A 25,084-nucleotide genomic window follows, 5' to 3' on the forward strand; every position below is an offset into this window, starting at 1 on the left:
CAGTGGGGAGAGTGGCCGATGACGCCAAAAATGTATCTCGATATGGGAATAAATTTATTGATGGAAGGAGACGCAGAGCAAGCCATTACAGCTTTCTGCGCAGCCCTTCAATTAGACCGCAGCTATGCGCCGGCCTATAACAATTTAGGACTGGCTTTAAAAAGCATGAATCGCCTGCAAGAGGCGGAGGCTTGTTTTTGCCGGGCAATTGAGCTGAATCCGAATGATGCGTATTCCTATAATAATCTTGGTTTAGTCTTAATGGAGTATTGTGACTGGCAAAAAGCAGAGGATTGTTTTCGTAGAGCCGTCGCCCTGGAGCCTGGCCAGCCTGCAATCTTCAGTAATTTAGGAACCGTATTGGAGGAGGAATGTAAGCTTGTTGAAGCGGAAGCCGCTTATCGTCAGGCAATTCAATTGAATCCGGATTATCCGGAGGCTCATTACAATTTAGGCACATTTTTAAAAGCTACTCAGAATTTTGAAGAAGCAGAAGAACGGCTGGGCCGGGCTCTTCTGCTGCGGCCCGATTATTTTGAGGCAAACTATTCCTTGGCAACATTGTATTTATTACAGGGAAAGTTTGAAAAAGGCTGGGGGAAATATGACGAATCGCGGCGAAAGAGTGTAAGCTATCGGCGGCTTGCCATACCACATTGGCACGGCGAGGATGTAAGCGGCTGCAGTATTTTACTTTGCTGGGAATATGGCTTCGGTGATACGATTCAGTTTGCCAGATACGCGCCGACAGTAGCAAAACTTGCAGCGAAAACGACTTTATGGGTGCAAAAACCATTGAAGCGCTTACTGGCAGCGGCATATCCCGACTTGCCTGTTTATGCGGGAGACTGTCCACCGCGGGGACAATATGATTATGCCTGTTCCCTTATTAGCCTGCCGGTAGTTTTTAATACCTGTACCAAGACCGTTCCTCGACCGGTTCCCTGCGGGGCGGTTTCAGGGTCTGCGGTTTGGCGCGAAGCTCTAACAAAAATAGATAAAGCGAAGGAATACAGGGTTGGGGTGGTCTGGGCCGGACATCCTAAACATAATAATGACGCAAATCGTTCCATACCATTTCACGTTTTTCGCAGCTTATTTCATGTTGCCGGTGTTTGCTGGGTAAGCCTGCAAGTTGGCGAAAGAGCGGCTGATCTAGCTGAAACAGCAGTCAATATCGTCGATTTGTCAGGAAAAATTACTGATTTCATGGATACGGCAGAATTACTGGATAACCTTGATTTAGTGATTACTGTTGATACGGCGGTAGCGCATTTGGCCGGCTCTATGGGCAAGAAGACATGGGTGTTGTTACCCTTTAACCCTGACTGGCGCTGGCTATTAGAACGGGAGGATACTCCCTGGTATCCGACAGTGAGACTTTTTCGCCAACATAAGCTTGGTGATTGGCAGGAAGTTGTGGAAAGGGTAAAAATTGCTTTACAGAACGAAGTGAGAAAATAGCACTTTGTCTGATTAGCCAATAATATAAAATTCTAAATTATTGCTATTTACATGTAAACAGAAATATGAGATAATGTGATTAATAACATAGGATGTAGTATGTAGTACGTCCTATAGTATAAGGAGGAGTTTTTCATGAAAGTAGCTTTGGTTTATACGGGTACTACACCGGAACTTATTGAACTGGTAGAAAAAGAGGTGCGGCAAGTACTTCCCCCGGATACTGAGATTATCAGCAACCAGGATCCGTCGATTATTGCGGAGGTTAGAGACAACGGGTTTGTTACGCCGCCGCCGGCAGCCAGACTTGTCGGCATGTACATGAAGGCTGTCTGTGACGGTGCAGATGCTATTCTCAATATTTGTTCGTCGGTTGGCGAGGTAGCTGATGCGGCTCAGGATATTGGTAAATATACCGGCATTCCCATTGTGCGTATCGACGAAGACATGTGCCGCGAAGCGGTAAAATTAGGTACACGTATTGGCGTAATGGCTACACTGCCAACGACCCTGGTTCCGACTAAAAACACAATCATGCGGGTAGCACGGGAAATGAACAAGCATGTAGAATTAGTGGATGTGTTGGTTGACGGTGGTTTCGGACTTGATCAGGAACAGTTCAAACAACTGATGACGAAATATGCCAGCGAAATTTGCGATAAAGTGGATGTGATTTTGTTTGCTCAAGGTTCTATGGCCTATTGTGAAGAATATATCCAGCAAAAATGCGGCAAACCGGTTTTGTCAAGTCCGCGGTTTGGCGCGGTAGCACTTAAAGAAGCACTAGTGAAAAAAGGCTTGATGAAATAATTCTTGCGTTCCCGAGGAAATTCCTTACAATAAATTTTATCAATAAAAAAGAGGTGCCGTCTCCAGCCAACAGGCGGGGACGGTTCGGGCCTCCGGTTATAGGGTAAAAGTTTGTATAAAATCAAAAAGGAGCGGGACAAATGATTGAAAAATTAGGAAAAGTCGTAAAATTTATTACAAGGTTTTTCTCTTTATGGATTATTCTGGGCGTTATTGCCGCTTATGTCAATCCCGAACCGTTTAAGCCATTAGCCAAATATGTCGGCTATTGTATTATGGCGGTCATGCTGAGTATGGGACTGACTGTATCGGTGAATGATTTTAAACTGATTTTTTCGCGGCCTAAAGATGTATTCTGGGGTATTGTTTTGCGTTATATGATTATGCCGTTTATTGCCCTGGGATTAACAAAGGTGCTTGATTTGCCGCCGGTTCTGGCAGCGGGACTTATTCTGGTAGGCTGTTGCCCAAGTGGGGTGGCCAGCAATGTTATGACATTTTTGTCTAAAGGGGATACGGCTCTTTCGATTACAGTTTCTACCATCAATACGGTTATTGCTCCCTTTATTACGCCGTTTATGTTCACCTTTTTGGTCGGCTCCATAGTTCCGGTTAACGCCTCGGCAATTTTGCTGGATATACTGAAAATTGTTTTGATCCCTGTATTTTTAGGTGCGGTTATCCGGGCCTATGCCTCTGACTTTGTTGATAAGATTATGCCAATTATTCCTATCGTTTCGGTTATTGCTATTTTTGTTACAACAAGTTCAGGCTTTGCTCTTAGTGCCGGCTCGCTGGCTAATGTTGCAATCATTGCCGTTGTTGCCGTAGTTTTGCATAATCTTCTTGGTCTTACTACCGGCTATTGGGCTGCCCGGGGTGTAGGAATGTCTCATTTCAAAGCTAAAGCGATTTGTTTTGAAATTGGCATGGAAAATGGCGGGTTGGCAATGGCACTGGCTATCGCTCATCTTGCTCCCTTAGCTTTCATACCGGCTGCCATATTTAATTTGGTGCACAATCTTACCGGGCCAACTTTGGCTAGCTACTGGCGTGAAAAAGAAGAAAAGAAAGCCGCTGCCCAAGCAGAGGAAAATACGGTGCAGCCCTAACTGTTCGTAAATGTGTAAATTGTGAAGTGAAAATTTTGATAACTGATAACAATGAAGGGGCTGATTTGTGTGGAGAATATTACGTTAGCATTAGCAAAGAAAATGGGAAATTACGCGGAAGAGCTTGTTGCGAAAGAATATGGCGCAAAACCGTTTAGTGTAGCGGTTTGTGATAAGGACGGATTTTTAATTCTGTTCAACAAGCAGGACGGTGCCAAATTACTGACTATTAAGCTAACACCGAATAAAGCTTATACGGCTGTGCGCATGGGCGTAAGTACGGCTGATTTTTTGGCACGGCTGCAGCGGGAAAACTTAAATATCGCGTATTTTGCCGATGATAAATTTGTGGGAATGCCGGGTGGTGTGCCAATCTATAACAAACAACAACAGATTATTGGGGCGGTTGGTATCGGCGGACTGAAAGAAGATGGCGAAGTGGCTGCCAAAGTAGCGGCTATGGCGGCAGATTTATAAGCGTTTTAGCTGACAGTTGATGTTTTAATTGTCTTGGGCCAACGTATGATGTATACTGATAAAAGCAAAATATCATTAGGAGGCCCAGGATGGCAAAAGAAACCTTTCTAAAAGAAATAGGCGGCAAATCTGTTGTTGAGCAGATTGTTGATAATATTACCAATGCGATTATCAATGGCGAGTTGAAACCAGGCGATAAAATTCCCACAGAAAACGAACTTTGCATGTCGATGGGAGTTGGCAGAAACTCCGTGCGGGAGGCCATTAAAATTTTAGTGGCCTACGGTGTTCTTACGATCAAGCGGGCAGAAGGAACTTTTGTACAACAAGATTATGACAGTAAAATGCTGTACCCGGTTTTATACGGAATTATCTTGCAAAAGGACTCTGCCAATCAAATTGTGGAACTGCGGAAAATTATTGATGTGGGGATACTCCAACTGGCAATCGATAAACTGGATTTGGAATCTTTGCATATAGCGGAACAGGCAATGAAGGAGCTTGAAAAGAAGATTACGGCGGAAAATATCGCAGCAAAAGATATTTTTGAGGCCGATATCGCATTTCATATGGCATTAGTCGAGATTACGCAAAATGCTTTGCTAAAGGGAATCTGTTTTTATGTTGATCAGATTACCAAAAAGTCCAGGATGAAAGCGACCGAAAAATTTATCGACGAAAAGGCAACAGAACGGTTTCTGCTTATGCACAAAGATATGTTGCGTGTTTTAAAAGAACAAAACAGAGATCAGATTAATGAAGTAGTTGAAAAACATTATCAGTATTGGGAACAGGTAAAATTATAACACAGCAGCTTACTAGCTCTGTCAGTATTAGTATCTATAATCTGTTCGGATTTGCTTTGTTTAGTATTTGCAAATAACCATTAAGGGGCATTCACAGTGCTGGTTAATTTTAAGGATATCCTGAATGAAGCTTATAGCAAGCATTATGCCGTAGGCTCATTCAACGGCTATAATTTTGAAACCTTTAAAGGCATCATCGATGCGGGCTGGGAGACGCGGACACCGGTTATTCTGGCTTTTGGCGCCAAATATCTGCCAAACATGTCGTTGGCAACAGCCTATGCCCTGGCTAAAAGCCTGGGAGAAGAGCTGGAAACACCGGTTTGCCTGCATCTGGATCACTGCAGTGACCTAGCTACCGTATTTCGCGCCATACGCACCGGGTTTGGTTCCGTTATGTATGACGGTTCGGCGCTGCCATTCGCAGAAAATATAAAAAATACCAGACTGGTTTGTAAGATTGCGCATGCCTGCGGCATAACGGTGGAAGCCGAACTCGGTTGTTTGGCTTCGGTCAGGGCTAACAGGAAAAGACATTTTAGGCTGCCTGGCTAACGGTATCGCCAAAATAAATGTGAATACCGAAATCTCTGTATATACGATCGATAAGACAACCAGACTTTTAGCCGATAAACAGCCGCATTTCTCGGAACTGTCCTTAAAGCAGGTCGGTTATGCGAAAGACATTGTAAAGAAATATATAACATTTTTTACTCAGCGGTAATTTATATATCGCGCATTAAAGAATATTGCAAAAATCTTTAGCATGTTGTATATAGCCGCAGAGTGTATAGTGGTTTATAGGAGGGAAAAAGATGGATAAAGTAATGATTTCCGTTGCTCCCGTAGCGAGCACGGATAAAAGCATTATTCCGGAAAAAATTGCTGAAGATGTTTTGCATTGCTATCAGGCAGGGGCCGCCATGGTGCATTTGCATGTTCGTGACGCCCAAGGAAACCTGACTACCGATATGAGTCTGCTGGAAGAAACCTTACGGCTGATTCGCAAGGATTCCGATATGATCATTGAAGTATCAACAGGCGGTGTTTCCAATCTGACGATCAAGGAACGCTGTGTTCCTGTATATTCGGAGCTTGTGGAAGCTTGCTCCTTAAATGTCGGTTCCACTAATTTGGGTAAAGCTGTTTACTGCAATCCCATTGACGATGTGGAATACTGTGTCCGTGAGTTGTTGAAGATGAAAAAGACGCCGGAAGTGGAAGTCTTTGAGATCGGCCATACCTTTACCATGCAGGAACTGATGAGCCAATATAACTTTATTAATCCGGTTCTGTTTAGTATTGTTTTGGGGCACAAGGGAGAAGCGCCGGCCACACCGCAAGCCTTGGCCGCTATGATTCAAATGATTCCCGCGGGGGCTCTCTGGGGCATCACCCATGCCAACAGACGTGATTTTTCGATTATTGCCGCTGCAGTGGGTATGGGAGCCAGTACCGTTCGTATTGGTTTTGAAGACAGCAACTATTTGGACGCGAAGACAGTCGTCGATACCAATGCTCCTTTAGTAGAAAAGACTGTTCGGCTGCTTAGGGCCATGGATAAAGAACCGATGAGCCCGGCTGAAGCAAGGCAGCTATTTAATATAGCCAGTAAATGATAGGATGTTGCAATATGAGACCACTACAAAAGCTATGCGCTGATATATTACAGTCATATTCGCCCGATAAACCGCTGCTGACGAGGCAGGAAATGATAACAACTGATAGCATTGCCGGCGGCATTGTTGTAGTGGGCTCTCATACCCAAAAGACAACAAGCCAGGTTGAGCAATTAAAAAGTCTCCCAGGATTACGGTTTATCGAGTTTAATTCGGATTTGGTGCTTGAAGAAGGACGCTTTCAAGCAGAAATAGCCTCAGTAGTGAAACAGGAGGAAGAACTGATAAACCAGGGCAGCACGGTTGTTGTCTATACTAAGCGAAAATTACTGACACTTGAGCATGATTCACCGGCAGAAGCGCTGGCGCGTTCTGTAAAAATATCCGATGCCGTGCAGTCATTGGTTGGCCGGTTAACCGTTACACCGGCATTTGTTGTCGCCAAAGGCGGCATCACGTCAAGCGATATTGGCACCAAGGCCTTACAAGTAAAACGGGCCAATGTGCTCGGTCAGATAAGGCCAGGCGTACCAGTCTGGCAAACCGGTGAAGAAAGTAAATTTCCGCAGATACCCTATGTAATATTTCCTGGAAATGTCGGGGAGCAAAATACACTGAAAGAAGTTGTGGAAATACTGCTCGCTAAATAGTAAACGCAGTACAGGAGGGTAAAACGCATGGAGAAAATTGGATTTATCGGCTTGGGAATTATGGGGAAACCGATGGCTATGCATCTTCTAAAGGCCGGTTATGAGTTAACCGTGTATGATATTAATCCGCAGGCTGTCGCCGCTTTTGTCAAGGCTGGCGCGGGCGGGGCTGCTTCCCCTAGGGAACTTGCCCAAAAAAGTGATATTATCTTTACGATTGTTCCTAAAGCTGAGCATGTTTGGGATGTCGTTGCAGGTGAAACAGGCATTTTACAAGGGGCGGCGGCCGGCACGATTATTATTGATATGAGTTCGATATCACCGGTTGATTCTAGAAAAATTGCTGAAGTGGCAGCAAAAAATAATTGCATCATGTTTGATGCGCCGGTAAGCGGCGGCGAACCTGGTGCGATTAATGCTACACTTGCTTTCATGGTTGGCGGACCGGCAGAATATTTGAATAAAATAGAAAAAATACTTTTGACAATGGGCAAGAGCGTGACCTTAGTCGGCTGTCATGGTAGTGGGTCGGTGGCGAAACTGGCAAACCAGATTATGGTCAATCTCAATATTGCCGCCATGTCGGAAGCATTGGTTTTGGCGCAAAAAGCAGGCGTTGATCCGGCTAAGGTTTTTCAAGCCGTTCGTGACGGTTTGGCCGGTAGTGCCGTGCTGGAAGCAAAAGCCCCCATGGTAGTGAAACGAAATTTTAAGGCCGGTGGCCGGCTGGACATTAATCTGAAGGATATTACCAATGTGCTTGACACCGCCCATACTATCGGGGTACCCTTGCCGCTTACTGCCCAGCTTTTGGAAATTATGCATGCCCTGAAAGCCGACGGTCATCTGGGAGATGATCATGCCGGAATGATTCAATTCTACGAAAAACTAGCCGGAGTGGAAGTCAAAGAAGGCTGCTAGAGATACTTTGTTTCTAATACCGTTACTATGCTTCATCCAAAAACAATAGAAAAGAAAAAACGCCATACTGAAAATATGAATTACCCCGAGCACATCCATGCTCAGGGTAATTTTTTGGTTGCTAAATCTTTTTATGACAGTTCAATCAACACGACTCAGTTACCGGTATGACTATTTTTGTCAGCAGCTCGCTCTCAAGAAGGTATATAATAAGATTTTTAATTGTAATAAGCAATGCCAATGGCGGTACACGCAGGTTATGTCCTTTATCCGTAAACCAAAATTTTCTAAATGACACATAATTGCTGTTGTCTCTTACAATACTATATAACAAAATAACCCAAAGATGGGAAGATAGCGGTGAAAAGGAATTTTTATCCTTGTACACAAACATTAAAAAAACTTTCGGTTCATTTGCCGAAGACGTCCCTTGGCAATGTTCAGAGGAAGTTAGCCGAACTTAAGCGACTAACCTCCGCAAGCAATACGATTATGGAAGATTTGAACCAAGTTACGCAAAAACTTATGGAAGCAAAACCGCTTGAAAAGTCGGCAGGACTAATGATCAATCAGTCTGTTTATATCAATCGTCAAGTACTGAAGCTTTTACTGGGTAATTGTATTGATATAAGTTTTCGAGAATTTGTTATTGGCAAAGGGCAAACACCGGCGATGCTCATTTTTATTGACGGGCTTGTTAATAAAGACATCATAAACGGGCAAATTATGAAATCGCTGATTAAGGTTCAATATTCCCCCGTGATTAGCGCAAACACTGATTCGCCTATTGAATTAATAAAAAAGGCTTACCTCGAGGCCGTCGAGGTTAGTGAAGTTACAACTATGGGGGAAATTGTCAGCGCAGTATTGGCCGGCGATACGGTTTTACTGATAGATGAAGCCGTTAAAGGTATTCGCATTGTCACTAAAGGCTGGAAGGGGCGGGATGTTACCGAACCGATTACGGAAAGTGTTGTCAGAGGCCCCCGGGAAGGGTTTACGGAAACCATTCGGACCAACACGGCTCTGCTTAGGCGGAGAATCAAATCCCCGCAGCTTCGTTTGGAAAAGTATCATGTTGGCCGTATTACGCAAACCGAAATAAACCTTGCCTATTTGTCAGGAACAGTTGATACCGGGGTTTTGGCAGAAGTGCGTAAAAGGATCGCAAGAATTGATGTTGATTCGATTCTTGAGAGTGCTTACATTGAAGAATTAATTGAAGATACGCCCTATACATTTTTTCCGCAAATAGAGCATAGTGAAAGGCCTGATAAAGTAGCGGCCGCCATTTTGGAGGGCCGGATAGGAATTTTTATTGATGGCACTCCTTTTGTATTAATTGTACCAACCATTATGGCTCAGTTCTGGCAGTCCAGCGAAGACTACTACGAGCGTTATCCTGTGACCTGGCTGGTTCGTTTAGTCCGGTTTGGATTTAGTACCATTGCTTTGTTGCTGCCGGGAATTTATGTGGCGGTTGCCACTTATCATCAGGAGATGTTTCCCACTGCTTTGCTTATTAGTATTGCCGGAGCTCACGAAGGAGTACCTTTTCCTATCTATGTGGAAGCCTTATTGATGGAACTTACTTTTGAGACCTTGCGGGAGGCAGGGGTACGACTACCGCAACCAGTAGGCCAAGCTGTCAGTATTGTTGGTGGTTTGGTTATTGGTGAGGCCGCTGTACGGGCCGGAATCGTTTCACCGGCGACCATTATTGTTGTTTCTCTTACCGGCATCTCTTCTTTTGCTCTCCCGTCTTATAATTTTTCCTGGAGTCTGCGTATCCTTCGCTTTATTTTTGGTTTTCTGGGTTTTATTTCCGGATTATATGGAATGATGCTGGGGATGCTGGTATTACTTATTCATATTATTTCTTTACGCTCTTTTGGAGTGCCATATTTTTCGCCGTTCGCTCCCTTTAAACTGCAAGACATGAAAGATACAATGATTAGGCTGCCCTGGTGGGCAATGACAGAGCGGCCTGCGTCCATTCCAACTAATAACCGGCAAAGACAGAAGTTCTTACTGAAACCGCGGATACCTGACAATGGCAATCAGTAGAAACAAGTCCATGAAAAATAAATTTGTTATGATATTCATTGTTTTATTGTTATTACCTGGCTTTATCGGCGGGTGCGGGGATATGCACAACGTAGACGAACTGGCAATTGTTCTTGGTACCGGGATTGACAGGATAGAGGGAGACGAACCCATTCTCCTGACAGTTCAAGTCGTTAATACTGCTGCTGCCAAAGGACCTGGCGCTGAAGGCGGCGGTCAAGAAGTACAGTTTATCACGTTGACAAGCCAAGGCAAAACCATGCTGGATGCGGTACAAAATCTTGCCAAAATATCTCCCCGTAAATTACTTTTTTCTCATAATAAAATAGTGGTGTTAGGTAAAGATTTTGCCGAGTCGGATATATCGGAAGCAATGGACTTCCTGCAACGCAGCCGGGAGTTCCGCTTAACCAACTTAATCCTAGTAGCGGAACGGACAGCTAAAGAAATTTTGGAAACCAGGTTGGATATCGCCAAGCTGCCGGCGCTGGGATTACATGCTATGCTTGTTTCCAAAGATCAGACTTTTATTTATCCGGTTAATATCAACGATTTTCTACTAAATTTAAAAACAGACATTGGGGTAAGTTATGCACCAATAGTTCGTTTACAGGATCTAACCGGAGAAAACAAAGCAAAATTAGAAATGAAAGACTCTCCCAAAATTAATTTGCATGAAATGGCGATTTTTAAAGATAACCGTCTTGTGGGGACATTGAACGATCAGGAAGCAAAAGGATTGCTCTGGTTAATTAATAAACTAAAAAAAGATACAGTAATTATTCCTTATCCGGAAGGTAACACACAGTTTTCCCTGATTATTTCTAAAGGCGACAGCAAAATCATTCCGCATATAACAGATAAAACGATAACATTGGAAATCATTTGTACAGGCGAGGCCGAACTGCGCGAAGCCGATTATCTTAGCGATCAAATAAAGGACTTGCGGTTATATAAGCAACTTGAGCAAGAGGCCGAAAAACTATTGCAAGCGAAGGTAGAGCAAACAATTGCCAAGGCACAAAGCGATTTAAAAACCGATTTTATCGGTTTTGGCAACCAAATCCATAATGCGAATCCCAACGAATGGCATCAAATCAAAGCTTACTGGGATCAATATTTTCCTGAAATAAATTATACGGTAACTTTTCGCATAACAATAAATAAAGCGGGAATTATTAAAGGATCGGCAACATCTAAGAAACCATGAGGAATATGGGGTATGATCATTCTATTGGTGGCTTCCGGTATCCTAATCATGCTCTATGAAGGGATACCGTTACTGAAAAATAGGCTCTGGCGGGAATTGGTTACTGTAGGTATACTGATCGCATCTGCTGTTTTTCTGGGAATTGCGGAAATGCTGGGAGTGACGACGCCAATTCCCTGGTTAGAGCAACTGGTTGGTCCGCTTGGGCAGACAATTTTTAAGTAATATCGGTAAAGAAGGGAAAGGTATGCAGGAAAAAGGCGTGATCAATACCAACCAGTTCGTGTGGATGCTGTTCACGATTATTACCTCATTTACTGCAGTTGAGATACCTGCATTGCTAATTGTGCAGGCTGGACGCGATGCCTGGTTAGCCGTAATTGGCGGCTGGGTTCTGGATATTTTGCTGGCCATCGTGTATGCGTATATGGGGCTGCGGTTTCCCGGACAGAATTTTGTGCAGTATAGTATTGCTATTTTGGGAAAGCACGCAGGGAGAATGGTGGGATTTGTTTTCCCTATCTTTTTTTTGGTGGCTTGTATGTTTTTGATGCGCGGGTTCAGTCAACTTGTTAGTACCTTCTTTTTCCCCGCAGCTTCTTTAATGGCAATCTTATTTCCCGCATTATTTGTTGCCGCTTACGCAGCCCGCCAGGGAATTGAGGTAATCGGGCGGGTTGCTGAAATCCTGGGGCCTTCCTACCTGCTGAGTATTATTGTTATCGGGTTGTTAGTTAGTCCCTTTGTGGAATTTGAACGGCTTACACCGCAGTTTGATGAGGGCGTTTACCCTTTTCTTATTGGTTCGCCTTTCATTTTGTCATTTTATGGACTGTGCATCATGATGGCTATGTTCATTCCTCATTGCAACCGTCCGCAAAACGGATTTCTGGCCAAATTTATTGCTGTCAGTCTGGGGGCTTTTTTTGTTGCGGTTATTGTCATCTTAGCTGTCGCTATTTTTGGTTATGAGCAAGCCGCTAATATCCGTTCTCCCGGCCTGGAATTAACCAGGATGATTTCTTATGGCAACTATTTAGATCGCTTGGAAATCATTTGGATGCTGCTTGTTACCGGCGCTGGCATTATTGTTTCCGCGAATTTGCTCTGGGCTTTTAGTTTGGGCATGGCACAGATAGTGGGTTTAAGCACGTATAAACCGCTGGTATACCCTGCCGCCTTACTTGTCGGGGTATTGGCAATTACTTCATTTAAAAGTACAATGGAGCAACTACGTTTTGCGGAATATACTTTTCCCATTTTTGGCCTATTTGTAGAAGGGGGAGTGGAAATATTTTTGTTTATAGCGGCGCTAGTACTGAAAAAACGGGGTCACCCGCCCAAAATGAGAAGGATGTGTTTTCATGGAAAAAATCAGTTATCATAATGTTTGGGCAGTTGCTATCGGCGCCTGTATACTTTTGAGCGGTTGTTTGATTGCGTATTTTGCTCAAAAATACCTATTTGCCGGCTATCGCGGACAGGTATATCTTCCCCTGGTAAAACAACAAAAACAGTAACCTGGCCCGCGAATTTGCGATAAGGCAAAATTTCTACCTACCTAGTGGGTAGTTTTTTTTTTGCAAAATTTTAAGATATTTTTCCAATCTGGCAGGAATTTTTCAATTGTCTGGCCAATAATTGTATTAATGAATTAATACAATAGGATAATTTAAAGCAAAATTGCTTTTGCATACTTTATAGAAGAGACAATACGCTGTTCTACCATCTTACTAATTGTTAAAGGGGGGGAAGTCATGTTGCCGGCAATAGATCCTAAGAGCGGCGTACCCTTATACATACAGTTGCAAGAAGAAATCAAAGCATTAATTGTTAAAGGCGCTTATCCACCAGGGGAGCAATTGCCAACAGTGAGGCAGTTGGCGGTTGACCTTCGCATTAATAGTAATACGGTTGCCCGTGCTTATTCGGAACTAGAAAGAGAAGGGATTATTTCCACACATCAAGGCAGAGGAACCTTTGTCTGTGGCTTGCCGGAAATTGTTAAATCGGAGGTGAAAGAACAACAGCTTGACGGGCTGTTGGAACGGCTGCTCGCAGACGCCTATGTATTGGGATACCAAGCCCAGGAAGTGCTTAGCCGCTTGGAACAAAAAATTAAGCGGATTAGTGAATAAAGATAGGAGGAATTGCATGAAAAAGGATACTGAACGGTCGCAAATGATTAAAGCCGTTAGAAGAGAGCGGAAACCCGGACGTAACGCCTTGCCCTTAACTCTTTTTTTAGTCATTGTACTCATTGCGGCAACGTATGGCTTGATGCAGGAGAACAATTGGATAATTGCCAGTGGTTTTATTCTGGCCTTCCTGGTATCACAATCCGTCAAAGTTGCTCAGCAATGGGAAAAAGCAGTTGTGTTAAGGCTGGGAAAATTTCATAGCCTGGCGGGACCCGGATTATTCTTTATCATTCCTATTATTGACACCACGCCGTTCTGGATTGATCAGCGGATTATCGCTACATCCTTCAATGCCGAACAAACCTTAACGAAAGACAATGTACCTGTTGATGTCGATGCGGTGCTGTTTTGGATGGTTTGGGATGCGGAAAAGGCGGCACTGGAAGTTGAGGACTACCGGGAAGCTGTATCCTGGGCGGCACAGACTGCCCTTAGGGATGTAATTGGCAGAACAATGCTGTCGGAAATGCTGGCAGGCAGAGAAAATATCGACAGCGAGCTCCAGGAAATGATTGATAAACGGACAGTGCCCTGGGGCGTTGCTGTTCAATCAGTGGAAATTAGGGATGTAATTATTCCGGAAGGACTGCAAGATGCAATGTCAAGGGAAGCGCAAGCTGACCGGGAACGCAAAGCGCGAATCATTCTCGGGTCCGCCGAGCAGGAAATTGCCGCCAGTTTTGTTGAGGCTGCCAACATTTACGGGGACAGCGCAATCGCTCTGCAACTTAGGTCGTTGAATGTTTTGTATGAAAGCCTGAAAAAGCAAGGCGGCCTGGTGGTTGTCCCCAGTCAAATGGCTGATGCGACTGGCTTGGGCGCTTGTTTGGGTATCCAGTCACAATTAGCCCGCAAGCCAGAAGATAATAAGGTTGAAGAGTAACAAAAGGGAGGAAGGTTGCAAATGGGCAGAAAATTTACAAGGCGAACTTTTTTGAAGCTATCTGGGGCTACCGCGGCAGCATTTGCCGTTTCCGGTTCAGTGAGCAGGCTGGTTTCTGAAGCTTCAACTGAATCGCAGGCGGGAAGCAGTGAATTGGTCCGCAGTTTTTGTGAGATGTGTACATCACGTTGCCCGATACAGGCAAAAGTGGAAAATGGAAAACTTACGTATATTGCGGGGAATCCTGACTGGGCCGCTACGGGAGGGACAGTATGCGCCCGTGGCGGAGCTGCGGTCTCCCAACTATATGATCCGGAACGGGTAAAAAAACCGCTTATCCGTTCCGGCGAACGCGGGGAAGGCAAGTGGAAAGAGGTATCCTGGGATGAAGCGTATGCTTATATAGCTGAAAAAATGCAGGATATTAAGAATAAGTATGGCGCTGAAAGTATGGCCTTCGCCGCGCGGGGGGGCACGCATAAAGCTTATATGGATACCCTGGCCAAAGCCTACGGCTCGCCGAACACCTTTACCCACGAGTCTACCTGCCCGATTGCCCGGACGGTAGCCAAGGAAGCCACTTTTGGCACAGGGGCGCTGTCGCTTGATTACGGCAATGCCAAGTACATACTGTCACTGGGCCGAAGCTTCTTCGAAGGGATTAATGTCTCCCAGGTGCGGGGTGTGGCCAAAGCTATGGCCAATGGCGGCAAGCTGGTTTCCGTGGACCCCCGGTTTTCTGTCACGGCCGCAAAAGCCGATGAATGGTATGCGATTAAGCCGGGAACAGATCTGGCACTGGTGCTGGCGCTTATCCATGTACTGATTCGCGATAATCTGTATGATCAAGAGTTTGTCGAAAAATATACCGAAGGGTTTGCGGCGGTCAGGGATTCTGTTGCCGCAGCCACGCCGGCCTGGGCTGCTCAGGAAACCGGTATCGCGGAAAAAGACATCGAACACATTGCCAAAGATATGGCGGCGGCTAAGCCCCGGGCCATGATTGACTGGGGCTGGCGTACCGCCTTTTCACCGGAAGAATTTGAACTCCGGCGCGCTTCGATTATTGTCACACTATTGTTGGGAAGCTTTGAAGTGCCGGGCGGGATGTATTTTGACAAATCCGCGTCCCTGATCAACGGTCTTGCCGGTAAAAATGTAGTCCCCGTGCTAGGTGCGCCGAAACTTCCGCCTTATCCCAAACCGTCCAGGCCCAGAGTGGATGGGGCACAGGTAAAAGGTCAGCCCCATTATATGGTTCCCGCCAGTGACGGGGTTGTGCAGGCAATTCCGGAAGCCGTTCTTACCGGGCAGCCTTACCCGATCAAAGGCTGGTTTGTCTTACGCTATAATCCGGTTATCAGTCAGTCCAATACCAACCGGGTGATTGAGGCTTTGAAAAAACTGGATTTGCTGGTTGTCTGTGATATTTATCTGTCAGATACCGCCTGGTTTGCGGATGTGGTTCTGCCGGAAAGCAGTTTTTTGGAACGCGATGAAGGTTTTAACAATGCCGGTGGCAGCACGCCGGCCTATACTCTCCGGCAGCAGGTGGTGAACCCGGTATATGACACCAAACCCCACTGGCAAATCTTCAAAGACTTAGGAGAGCGGCTGGGCTTGGGGCAGTACTTCCCCTGGAGGGATATAGAGGAGATGCGGGCCATCCAACTGGGGGGACGCCAGGATTTACTCAAAACGGCAAAAGAAAAAGGGTTTGTTAATTTTGGCCTTAAGCCGCTCTTTCTGCGGGATAAAAATTCGGTTGCCCAATTTGTAGCCAAGTATCCGGAAGCTATGAGCAAGGTCAATGAGCAGGGCATCATTGACGGACCGCTGGTTAATTTAAAGACCCCCAGCAAAAAGATGGAACTGTTTTCCCATGAAGCGGAGGAATTGTTTGGCAGAGGGGTCCCTGTTTACCGTCCGGTTAAGTTGAAAGAAGATAATGAATTATACTTTATCCAGGGCAAGGCGGCTATTCATACCAATGCGCATACGCATGACGTTCCCTGGCTGCACGCGTTAATGCCGCTAAACCGGTTGTGGATTCATCCGGACACAGCCAAGCAAATGAATCTACAGGCAGGCGACGCGGTGGAAGTTACCGCCCAGTCCGGCAAACAACCAGCGACTGTGCTTATCAGTAAAGGCATAAGGCCGGACACGGTATTTACCTATTTCGGTTTTGGCCGGTTGTCACCAGGCTTAAAACGGGCCTACAAGCAAGGCACTAATGCCAACATGCTGCTGCCGACGGGGATGGCGCCCGTTTGCGGCGCGGCGCTGCATACGGCCGGAGTGGCAATCAGAAAGATATAGGGAGGGAGTCTCGTTATGGCAGATAAACGTTATGGTATGCTTTTTGACAGTAATCGGTGCATTGGTTGTCAGTCCTGCTCGGTAGCCTGCCGGGCTGAAAATAAAGTTCCGGACGATGTATACCGGCTGCAGGTTCGTATTGAAGGGCCAAAGGGTGAATATCCTCAGCTTGTCATGGATTTTGAACGTCATTCTTGTGTTATGTGCGAAAATGCCCCGTGTGTGTCGGTTTGTCCGACTGGTGCGTCATATGTAAACCAAGATGGCGTTAACATGGTTGATTCGCAAAAATGTGTTGGCTGCAAATATTGTATTAATGCCTGCCCTTATCAAGCCAGGTTTATTAACCCGGTGACCGGCGCTGCCGATAAATGTACATTTTGTTATGAAAATAGGGTTCAAAAAGGGGAGAAGCCGGCCTGTGCCTCTATTTGTCCGACCGGCGCGCTGATTTTTGGCGATCTTAATGATCCGAACAGTGAAATCCGGCAGGCTTTGCGGCAAAACACAGTAAAGCCCAAAGAGCATTTAGGAACAAACCCGAAGCTATACATTGTTCCTAATAAACGCGGAGGTGAAAGATAATGGATCAATTGTGGGGATCGATGGCTCAATATCATACGGTACAGTGGGAATGGCCGGTTGCGCTCTATCTCTTTTTAGCCGGGCTGAGTGCCGGTGCCTTGATAGCGGCTTTACTAGTCAAGTGGAAAGACGGCATGGGTGGCAGCCATGACGGTCTGGTAAAAGCCGGTGCGTTGTTGGCTCCGATTACGATTATGATCGGGCAGGGCCTGCTCATTGTCGACTTAAGCAAGCCTCTGTCTTTCTGGCTGCTGATGCTGCACTATCAATTACACTCGATTATGTCCATTGGTGTCATCTTGCTGATGATTTATTCGGGTTTATCCACGCTGTTTGCCGTTATTGTTTATAAGGATTGGCTGGCTGATTGCGAATGGACAGAATGGTTGTGTAAGCCGCTAATGCCGCTGATTGAATGGTTTGAAAACCGTGGGGCATGGTTAGAATGGCTAATGGGCCTGATGGCGATTGCGATCGCTGTTTATACCGGATTTTTACTTTCGGCGTTGGGGGCCAAACCATTGCTTAATGTTCCTTTATTGCCGCTGTTATTCCTCATTTCCGGCTTGTCGGCCGGTGTGGGGGCGAGTATTGCCCTTGGGGTGACCTTATTCGATGAATCGGTGGCAGAAGTCAATTTGCATTATCTGCTATCGCTGGATACTAAATTGCTGCCGGTAGAATTGTTTGTCTTGTTTATTATGTTTAGCGGGCTTCTCAATATGGGCGGCCAGTATGCCGTGGTTGCCAGGCAGGCTATCAGCACCGGAGTTTGGGCCAGCGTCTTCTGGGTTGGTGTTGTTGGAATCGGGTTAATTTTACCCATTATTGTTTCGCTTACTTCCCTGCATGGGAAGAGAATGGCAGTGAGCCATTCGGCCGGTTTGACAGCAGGAGGCGCCGGTTTTTCGGAAGTACGGACAGCGATACCCCAAGGGACACTGCTGATCAACTGCACGTTAGTATTGTTAGGCAGCGCGCTGTTACGGCTGTACATCGTGTATGCGGGTCAAATTTTTATCTGATTTTTGCATAAAAGAAGTTTGCAGGTGCAGGCAGTCTGGCGTTTGATTTCCGTTTATGCCAACAACCCATCCGCCTGCAAACTTCTTTAGTACGTTGTATATAACAACGTACCTCTAAAATTCTAATATGTCAAGTTCCTGCAAAATATTCCAAAACTTTGCAGGAACTTTGTATTTTTACGGTAAATATATTTAGTATGCTTAGTAGCATTTGGTAGAAATATGTAAAAATTGTTCGTTTTTGAAGAATGGAAATTATTTTCTAGTTGGAGTGATTTACTCTGTTAATTAATTTATCAGAATAAACATTATTGTAACAATAATGTTTAAAATTTTTAAATTGAAGTAAATACCCTATTGTAAGATAAACTAGTAGTGTACGTTATGATTTATTACGAGGAGTTATTCGCATGAAAAAGTACTATACTATTGGGGAAACAGCGAAATTGCTCGGTGTGACTACGCAAACGCTACGTCATTATGAAAAAATCGGCATTCTTGAACCTACGCATACATCGGTTGAAACCGGATACCGGTATTACGAATTTAATCAGTTTCATATCATTGACCGCATAAAATATTTGCAATATTTAGGGTTATCGCTATCCGAAATTGGCGTTATCATGAAAAAGGGAACGGTTGACGGCCTGCTGCCGGCGCTGGAACAGCAGTGGCAGCAGGCCAATCAGGCGTTAGAAGCCATTCGGGCGAGAATTAAAGATATTGAATGGTATATTGACTACTTTACTTATTTGAGCAAAATGGATGTAGCAAAAGTGCTCTATCGCATGCATATGGAAACAAGGCATTTGATTTATGTTCCCTGTTACGAGCATGATGAGCTGGCGGATATGGAAATCCGACTGGCTAAAACGCGTAGCCGGGCTGAATTGCAACCGTTGTCTTATCGGCGTCAATATGGGTATGAATTAACTACAGCGGGCCTGTTTCAGAGTAAATTTGAACCTAAAACATATTTTATTTACATCAAAAATAGACCCCAGTTCTTTACACCCTACTATAAAGAGCTTCCTGCCGGAGAGTATTTGTGTTTTCGTACCAAATTGCTGCAGGAAAAGTGGGATACGACAATTTTAAAGAAATATTTTGATTCTCTTCCTAAGCCGTCTACTATTGTTGCGTTAGAGTTTGAGGATAATCTGGTTGAATATATGAATGCGGATTATGAAGTGCAAATGCTGCTGCAGTAAGTAATTTGTTTTGTGAAACGCTGCTGAAAAATAAGAAAAGATGTGTATTCTGAGAAATGACAGAATACACATCTTTTTTTTTATGGAGTTTCATGGTTGATTATTCTGCTTTGTCAGATAAATTTTCTTGACATGTATCTAAGGATAAGGTTTACCATGGGCACATAGTCCACTTAAACCTATTGGGAGGAGATATTAATGATGTCCAATGAGTTAACCAGAGCAACGCATATTTTATATACGGGAGGTGAGTCTAAGCTGCCGATTGAACGGCCGGAAACTCCGCCTATTTATCATTCAACAGCGAACATTATCCGGGATATGGATGATTATGATTTTGCCAGTAACGGCGGTAAATATTACTATTGCCGAACCGCGAATCCGAATCGGGATGGGGTGGCTGAAGCTGTATCCTATTTAGAAAAAGGCGAACAATCGCTTGTTTGCTCTTCGGGGATGGCAGCCATTTCTACTGCCGTCTTATCGCTAATCAAGGCAGGCGATCACATTGTTGCCAGCCGCTCGATTTATGGAGAAACAATAGAGCTGTTTGATAATATTTTAAAAAAACTTAATGTGGAAGTCACTTATAGTGATTTTACAAATATTGATAGTGTTCGCGAGTCTTTAAAACCTAATACAAAGATATTGTATACGGAAATTATCGCCAATCCACTCATTGAAGTCGTAGATATCGACGCTTTATCTGAATTAGCTCACGGCATAGGAGCGCTTGTGCTGGTTGATAGTACCTTTACTACGCCATTGGCAATTCGCCCACTAGAGCATGGGGCAGATATTGTTATCCATAGTTTGACGAAATATTTTGGCGGCCATAGTGATATCACGGCTGGTTCAATTACTGGTTCAAAAAAATTAATGAAAAAAATATATTCAGACTTTTTGCTTTTAGGCGGCTGCCTTGATCCCAATAGTGCCTGGCTGATGCTGCGCAGCATTCGAACCATGGAGATGCGGGTCACGAAACAGTTTGAGAACGCAAGAAAGATTGCTGAAGCCTTGCAAGCAGATCCGCATGTGCGGTATGTAAATTACCCGACTTTACCCAATCATCCGCAGCGTGAACTGGCAGCAAAGCTTATGCCGAACGGCTGTGGAGCCATGCTTAGTTTTCGTGTAGAAGATGATAGAAATAAAGTGAATGCATTTATGCACAAGTTGAAATTAGTAAAATATCTTGGCACCTTAGGCGGTTATCGTACGACTATCGCCCATCCGGCTACCGCGTTTCGGAACGAGTTTACTCCGCAAAAGCTTAAAGAGATGGGAATGGAAGAAGGACTTATTCGCATTTCTGCCGGCGCAGAGGCGGTTGAAGATTTAATTGCTGATTTTAAACAAGCGTTAACGGTATTTGAGAACGTGTAATTTGGGAGGGGGCTTATTTATGCTAAAAAATATTAATGTGCCAATAGCATTGCTTGCTGTAGGTTTATTGATTGCTATGGTTATTCCCATGGTGCTATGTCCGGATGGAAGTGCTGCGGTTATTAATATCTTTTACTCTGTCATGACCTTGAATTTGCCGTGGCTTTTCTTGCTGATTGCCTTTCTTAGTGCGGTGTTTGCCGTGTTTATTATGTTCTCCAAATACGGAGACATTCGACTGGGCGGTTCTGATGCCAAACCTCATTACAAATTCTTTACCTGGGCAGCTATGAATATGTGTTCGGCAGCAGGAGCGGGAATTCTGATTTTTGGCATGGTCGAGTGGATGTATTATGTTAAAACTCCACCTTTTGGCGTTGTTCCTATGTCGGTGCAAGCTTATGAATACGCTTCCGCTTATGGAATGTTCCATTGGGGATTTTCCGCTTGGGCTATTTATTTGCCTGCGTCGCTGGCGTTGGGTTATATTTTTTGGAACAAACAGGTAGATTCTTTGAACTTATCGGATCTTTGTAAAACTGTTTTGAAAGGGGACAGCCTGCCGGTCCGGATTGTACGAACCTGCATCGACGGGATCGTTGCTTTCGGTTATATTGGGGGCCTGGTTTGTACGGTAGGTTTGGGCACCTCTATTCTGGCCGAATTAGCCGGGTATTTGCTAAATATGCCGGTTACTTTTGAGCTGCGCATAACCGTTATTCTTGTATTTTGCCTGTTCTTTATCCTATCTACCTCCAAAAGTATTGCTAAAGGAATTGGCATTATTAGTGACTTTAATGTTAAACTGGCGATTGCCTTTTTCCTGTTCGTTTTCTTGGCAGGACCCAAATCCTTTATTTTAAACAATTTTGTGATGGCGATTGGAACCAACATTCGTGAGTTTGTTCATATGAGCTTTAATACCGATTCGATTGCGCAAACCGGATTCATTCAAGAGTGGACGGTTTTTTATTGGGCTTGGTATGTGGGTTGTACCATTTCTGATGGCTTGTGGCTGGCTCGTGTTTCTTACGGGCGTACTTTCCGCGAAATTGCTGTTGTACGGTGTATTTGGACATCGCTGGCTTGCTGGTTGGCGTTTGCTGTGCTTGGAAACTATGGAATGAGCTTAGAGCTCACCGGAACGCTCAATTTATCGCAATTAGTAATTGATAGCGGCAATAATGCAGCGGTATTGGCTATTTTGAAAACATTACCTTTTTCTGGCGCAGCCATTGCTGTGTACATGGCAGTGGTGTTTATTACCTTAGCGTGTGGAGCTACGGCAGCATCTACGGTCGTATCGATTCTTACATCTAAAAATCTGAAAAATGACGAAGAACCCCATAAATGGTATAAAGTATTTTGGGCATTTCTTGTTTTACTGCTGCCAGTCAGTATCTTATTTTTGGAACATATGGTGCCGGGGTTAAATGTTTTAAAAACAATACAATCTGTTACGTCGGTTTTTGCCATTCCAATGCTGTTCGTTATAGCATTACTTCTTTTGTCATTTTACAAGATTTTAAAGAAAGATATTGAGAATCGAAATATCTCTGTTGACAAGAACAAGCAGTTTAAGTGGAATTAGGAGCAGGTAATTTGATTTGGGAGAAACCGCCTTGATACTATATTTTAAGACAAAGACAGGTTATGTTAGTATACTTGAAATGAGAGAGAGGAATTTATTATGACCAGAAAAATGAAAACCATGGACGGAAACACAGCCGCGGCCTATATATCATACGCCTTTACCGATGTGGCAGCAATTTTTCCGATTACACCGTCCTCTAATATGGCGGAAAGTGTGGATGAATGGGCGTCGCAAGGCAAAAAAAATCTATTTGGGCAAACGGTGGAAGTTGTAGAAATGCAGTCAGAGGGCGGCGCCGCCGGAGCGGTTCACGGTTCCTTGCTGGCCGGAGCGCTAACTACTACCTATACAGCCTCACAGGGGCTGTTGCTGATGATTCCCAATATGTATAAAATTGCCGGTGAACTGTTACCGGGGGTATTCCATGTCAGCGCGAGAATCGTGGGCGCCAATGCCATCAGTATTTTTGGCGATCATTCCGACGTTATGGCAACAAGACAAACCGGTTTTGCCTTGCTGGCGGAAAGCAGTGTCCAGCAGGTCATGGACTTGACGGCGGTAGCGCATTTGTCAGCCATTAAAGGCCGGGTGCCGTTTCTCAATTTCTTTGACGGGTTTAGAACCTCGCACGAAGTGCAAAAAATTGAAGTGCTGGAATATGAAGAATTGGATAAACTGCTGGACCGGGAAGCTGTCGATGTCTTTAGAAAACGGGCGCTTAACCCCGACCATCCGTTGACCAAAGGCACTGTGCAGGGCATAGACGTCCATTTTCAGCAACGGGAAGTAGCGAACCGTTTTCATCAGGAACTGCCGGCAATCGTCGAAGGCTATATGGCTGAAATCAGCAAACTGACCGGCCGGGAATACCATCTGTTCAACTATCATGGCGCCCCGGATGCAACGCGCATGATTATTGCCATGGGCTCGATGTGTGAGACCATTGAAGAAGTAGTCGATTACCTCAATGCCAGGGGCGAAAAAGTAGGCTTGCTGACCGTACATCTCTATCGGCCATTCTCCTTGGAACACTTCTTTACATACATCCCCACTACAGTACAAAAAATTGCCGTCCTGGACAGAACCAAAGAAATGGGATCGCTGGCGGAACCCCTGTACCTGGACGTCAAAAACGCCTTCTACGGCAAAGAGTGGCAGCCGGTTATTGTCGGCGGACGCTGCGGTGTTGGCGGTAAAGATGTCATTCCCAGCCATATTCACGGTGTTTTTGAAAATCTGAAAGCCGACAAGCCCCAAGACAACTTTACGGTCGGCATAATCGACGATGTAAACCATACCTCGCTGCCCTTCGGCGAAGATATTGATACCACGGCCGCCGGCACCAAAGCCTGCAAATTCTGGGGAATTGGCTCAGATGGAACCGTAGGCGCCAACAAAAATGCTGTTAAGATCATTGGCGATCACACCGACATGTATGCCCAGGCCTATTTTGCCTATGATGCCAAAAAGTCCGGCGGTGTAACCATTTCCCATTTGCGGTTTGGGAAAAAACCGATCAAATCGCCGTATCTCATTCATAAAGCCGATTTTATTGCCTGCCATAATCAGTCCTATGTTCATAACTACAATGTGCTGGAAGGCTTGAAGCCAGGCGGCAGTTTCCTGCTGAACTGCCGCTGGAGTGAAGCTGAGCTGGAACAAAATCTGCCATCAGCCATGAAAAAGTATCTTGCCGGCAACCAGATTCAGATGTACATGGTTGATGCTGTAAAAATCGCTCAGGAAATTGGTCTTGGCGGCAGAATCAACATGATTATGCAAGCGGCTTTTTTCAAGATTGCCGGGATCATTCCGGAAGAAGAGGCCGTACAGTACCTAAAAGACGCGATTCAAAAATCCTATGGCAAAAAAGGCGAAAAAGTCGTTGTCATGAACAATGCCGCCGTAGACCAGGGGATCAACGCCATTGTAAAAGTCAATATTCCCGCCTCTTGGCAAACAGCGCAGGATACTGCCACCAGCAGTAAAGAAGTCCCACCCTTTATCAAAAATGTCTTGATTCCGATGAACAGGCAAGAAGGCGATAAACTGCCGGTCAGTGCCTTCCTTGGTTTGGAAGACGGCTCATACCCCCTGGGAACCGCAGCCTATGAAAAGCGCGGCGTTGCGATTGATGTGCCGGAGTGGCAGGCTGACCAATGCATCCAATGTAACCAATGCGCCTATATCTGCCCGCATGCAGCGATCAGGCCGGTATTGCTGAGCGAGAAAGAAAAGCAGCAGGCTCCCGCCGGTTTTCAGGCAAAACCCTGCAATGGCCAGAAAGAGTTGTACTTTGCGCTGTCCGTTTCTCCTTACGATTGCACCGGCTGCGGCAACTGTGCCCAAGTGTGTCCGGCAAAAGAAAAGGCGCTTACCATGAAACCGCTGGCAACCCAGCTGCCGCAAGCTCCGCTGTGGGATTATGCACTGACCATGGCGCCGAAAGCCAATCCACTGAATCCGTTCACCGTAAAAGGCAGCCAGTTTGAACAGCCGCTCTTAGAATTCTCCGGTGCCTGTGCCGGTTGCGGCGAAACACCCTATGCCAAACTAGTGACCCAGCTATTCGGCGACCGGATGATGGTAGCCAATGCCACCGGCTGCTCCTCCGTTTGGTCCGGCAGTGTCCCCGCCATGCCCTATACCACCAACCATCGTGGTCATGGACCGGCCTGGGGGAACTCCTTATTTGAAGATAATGCCGAATTTGGCTTGGGCATGATGATGGCCGGCAA

The 25,084-nt window shown here is 45.2% G+C and carries 24 protein-coding genes; all 24 read left to right on the top strand.

Going from position 1 to position 25,084, the window contains the following annotated elements; genetic code table 11:
* Positions 1–18: 18 nt before the first annotated feature.
* Positions 19–1,464 carry a tetratricopeptide repeat protein gene (locus tag BLR65_RS18700; protein WP_169716673.1) on the top strand — a complete coding sequence of 482 codons (1,446 nt, stop codon included), beginning with the start codon at positions 19–21 and terminating at the stop codon, positions 1,462–1,464.
* A 135-nt stretch (positions 1,465–1,599) separates the two neighbouring features.
* Positions 1,600–2,274 (top strand): aspartate/glutamate racemase family protein, encoded by a 675-nt coding sequence (locus tag BLR65_RS18705; protein WP_093795699.1) that lies wholly within the window; start codon positions 1,600–1,602, stop codon positions 2,272–2,274.
* A 140-nt stretch (positions 2,275–2,414) separates the two neighbouring features.
* Positions 2,415–3,386 (top strand): bile acid:sodium symporter family protein, encoded by a 972-nt coding sequence (locus tag BLR65_RS18710; RefSeq protein WP_093795700.1) that lies wholly within the window; start codon positions 2,415–2,417, stop codon positions 3,384–3,386.
* Between the two features lie 51 nt (positions 3,387–3,437).
* Positions 3,438–3,863 carry a GlcG/HbpS family heme-binding protein gene (locus BLR65_RS18715; RefSeq protein WP_245692914.1) on the top strand — a complete coding sequence of 142 codons (426 nt, stop codon included), beginning with the start codon at positions 3,438–3,440 and terminating at the stop codon, positions 3,861–3,863.
* Between the two features lie 89 nt (positions 3,864–3,952).
* The gene (locus BLR65_RS18720; RefSeq protein WP_093795702.1) at positions 3,953–4,669 is read left to right on the top strand and encodes a FadR/GntR family transcriptional regulator; all 717 of its coding nucleotides are present in this window, start codon (positions 3,953–3,955) and stop codon (positions 4,667–4,669) included.
* Positions 4,670–4,765: 96 nt separating this feature from the next.
* Positions 4,766–5,224, top strand: a complete 459-nt coding sequence (locus BLR65_RS18725; RefSeq protein WP_245692916.1) for a class II fructose-bisphosphate aldolase — start codon at positions 4,766–4,768, stop codon at positions 5,222–5,224.
* Positions 5,225–5,243: 19 nt separating this feature from the next.
* Entirely contained in the window at positions 5,244–5,393 is a 150-nt protein-coding gene (locus BLR65_RS31000) for a hypothetical protein (RefSeq protein ID WP_245692918.1), read from the top strand.
* A 91-nt stretch (positions 5,394–5,484) separates the two neighbouring features.
* Positions 5,485–6,288 (top strand): beta-keto acid cleavage family enzyme, encoded by an 804-nt coding sequence (locus tag BLR65_RS18730; RefSeq protein WP_093795703.1) that lies wholly within the window; start codon positions 5,485–5,487, stop codon positions 6,286–6,288.
* Between the two features lie 14 nt (positions 6,289–6,302).
* Positions 6,303–6,938 carry a nucleotide-binding domain containing protein gene (locus BLR65_RS18735; RefSeq protein ID WP_245692919.1) on the top strand — a complete coding sequence of 212 codons (636 nt, stop codon included), beginning with the start codon at positions 6,303–6,305 and terminating at the stop codon, positions 6,936–6,938.
* A gap of 27 nt (positions 6,939–6,965) precedes the next feature.
* Positions 6,966–7,859, top strand: a complete 894-nt coding sequence (gene garR / locus BLR65_RS18740) for a 2-hydroxy-3-oxopropionate reductase (protein WP_093795705.1) — start codon at positions 6,966–6,968, stop codon at positions 7,857–7,859.
* A 492-nt stretch (positions 7,860–8,351) separates the two neighbouring features.
* Complete coding sequence (locus BLR65_RS18745) at positions 8,352–9,926, top strand: spore germination protein (protein ID WP_093795721.1); 1,575 nt, start codon at positions 8,352–8,354, stop codon at positions 9,924–9,926.
* A gap of 10 nt (positions 9,927–9,936) precedes the next feature.
* Positions 9,937–11,136: a Ger(x)C family spore germination protein gene (locus tag BLR65_RS18750; RefSeq protein WP_176772766.1), complete on the top strand. Its 1,200-nt coding sequence runs from the start codon at positions 9,937–9,939 to the stop codon at positions 11,134–11,136.
* 12 nt (positions 11,137–11,148) lie between these two features.
* Positions 11,149–11,361, top strand: a complete 213-nt coding sequence (locus tag BLR65_RS18755; RefSeq protein ID WP_093795707.1) for a hypothetical protein — start codon at positions 11,149–11,151, stop codon at positions 11,359–11,361.
* Positions 11,339–12,523 carry a GerAB/ArcD/ProY family transporter gene (locus BLR65_RS18760; RefSeq protein ID WP_218130647.1) on the top strand — a complete coding sequence of 395 codons (1,185 nt, stop codon included), beginning with the start codon at positions 11,339–11,341 and terminating at the stop codon, positions 12,521–12,523. The genes BLR65_RS18755 and BLR65_RS18760 overlap by 23 nt, the downstream gene beginning before the upstream one ends.
* Complete coding sequence (locus BLR65_RS29905) at positions 12,501–12,656, top strand: hypothetical protein (protein ID WP_169716672.1); 156 nt, start codon at positions 12,501–12,503, stop codon at positions 12,654–12,656. The genes BLR65_RS18760 and BLR65_RS29905 overlap by 23 nt, the downstream gene beginning before the upstream one ends.
* 237 nt (positions 12,657–12,893) lie before the next feature.
* The gene (locus tag BLR65_RS18765) at positions 12,894–13,274 is read left to right on the top strand and encodes a GntR family transcriptional regulator (protein ID WP_093795709.1); all 381 of its coding nucleotides are present in this window, start codon (positions 12,894–12,896) and stop codon (positions 13,272–13,274) included.
* 16 nt (positions 13,275–13,290) lie between these two features.
* Positions 13,291–14,220, top strand: a complete 930-nt coding sequence (locus BLR65_RS18770) for an SPFH domain-containing protein (protein WP_211285029.1) — start codon at positions 13,291–13,293, stop codon at positions 14,218–14,220.
* A 21-nt stretch (positions 14,221–14,241) separates the two neighbouring features.
* Entirely contained in the window at positions 14,242–16,542 is a 2,301-nt protein-coding gene (gene phsA, locus BLR65_RS18775) for a thiosulfate reductase PhsA (protein WP_093795710.1), read from the top strand.
* 15 nt (positions 16,543–16,557) lie between these two features.
* Complete coding sequence (locus BLR65_RS18780) at positions 16,558–17,127, top strand: 4Fe-4S dicluster domain-containing protein (protein WP_093795711.1); 570 nt, start codon at positions 16,558–16,560, stop codon at positions 17,125–17,127.
* Positions 17,127–18,152, top strand: a complete 1,026-nt coding sequence (gene nrfD / locus BLR65_RS18785) for an NrfD/PsrC family molybdoenzyme membrane anchor subunit (protein WP_093795712.1) — start codon at positions 17,127–17,129, stop codon at positions 18,150–18,152. The genes BLR65_RS18780 and nrfD overlap by 1 nt, the downstream gene beginning before the upstream one ends.
* A 410-nt stretch (positions 18,153–18,562) precedes the next feature.
* Positions 18,563–19,363, top strand: coding sequence for a MerR family transcriptional regulator (locus BLR65_RS18790; RefSeq protein ID WP_093795713.1), 801 nt, complete (start codon positions 18,563–18,565; stop codon positions 19,361–19,363).
* 198 nt (positions 19,364–19,561) lie between these two features.
* Positions 19,562–20,752, top strand: coding sequence for a trans-sulfuration enzyme family protein (locus tag BLR65_RS18795; protein ID WP_093795714.1), 1,191 nt, complete (start codon positions 19,562–19,564; stop codon positions 20,750–20,752).
* A 19-nt stretch (positions 20,753–20,771) separates the two neighbouring features.
* A complete protein-coding gene (locus tag BLR65_RS18800) occupies positions 20,772–22,343 on the top strand; it encodes a BCCT family transporter (protein ID WP_093795715.1) in 1,572 nt (523 codons plus the stop codon).
* A gap of 99 nt (positions 22,344–22,442) precedes the next feature.
* A partial coding sequence (gene nifJ, locus BLR65_RS18805) for a pyruvate:ferredoxin (flavodoxin) oxidoreductase (protein ID WP_093795716.1) occupies positions 22,443–25,084 on the top strand: 2,642 nt, incomplete at its 3' end.

The sequence above is a fragment of the Sporomusa acidovorans genome, assembly GCF_900101845.1.
Taxonomy (GTDB): Bacteria; Bacillota; Negativicutes; order Sporomusales; family Sporomusaceae; genus Sporomusa; species Sporomusa acidovorans.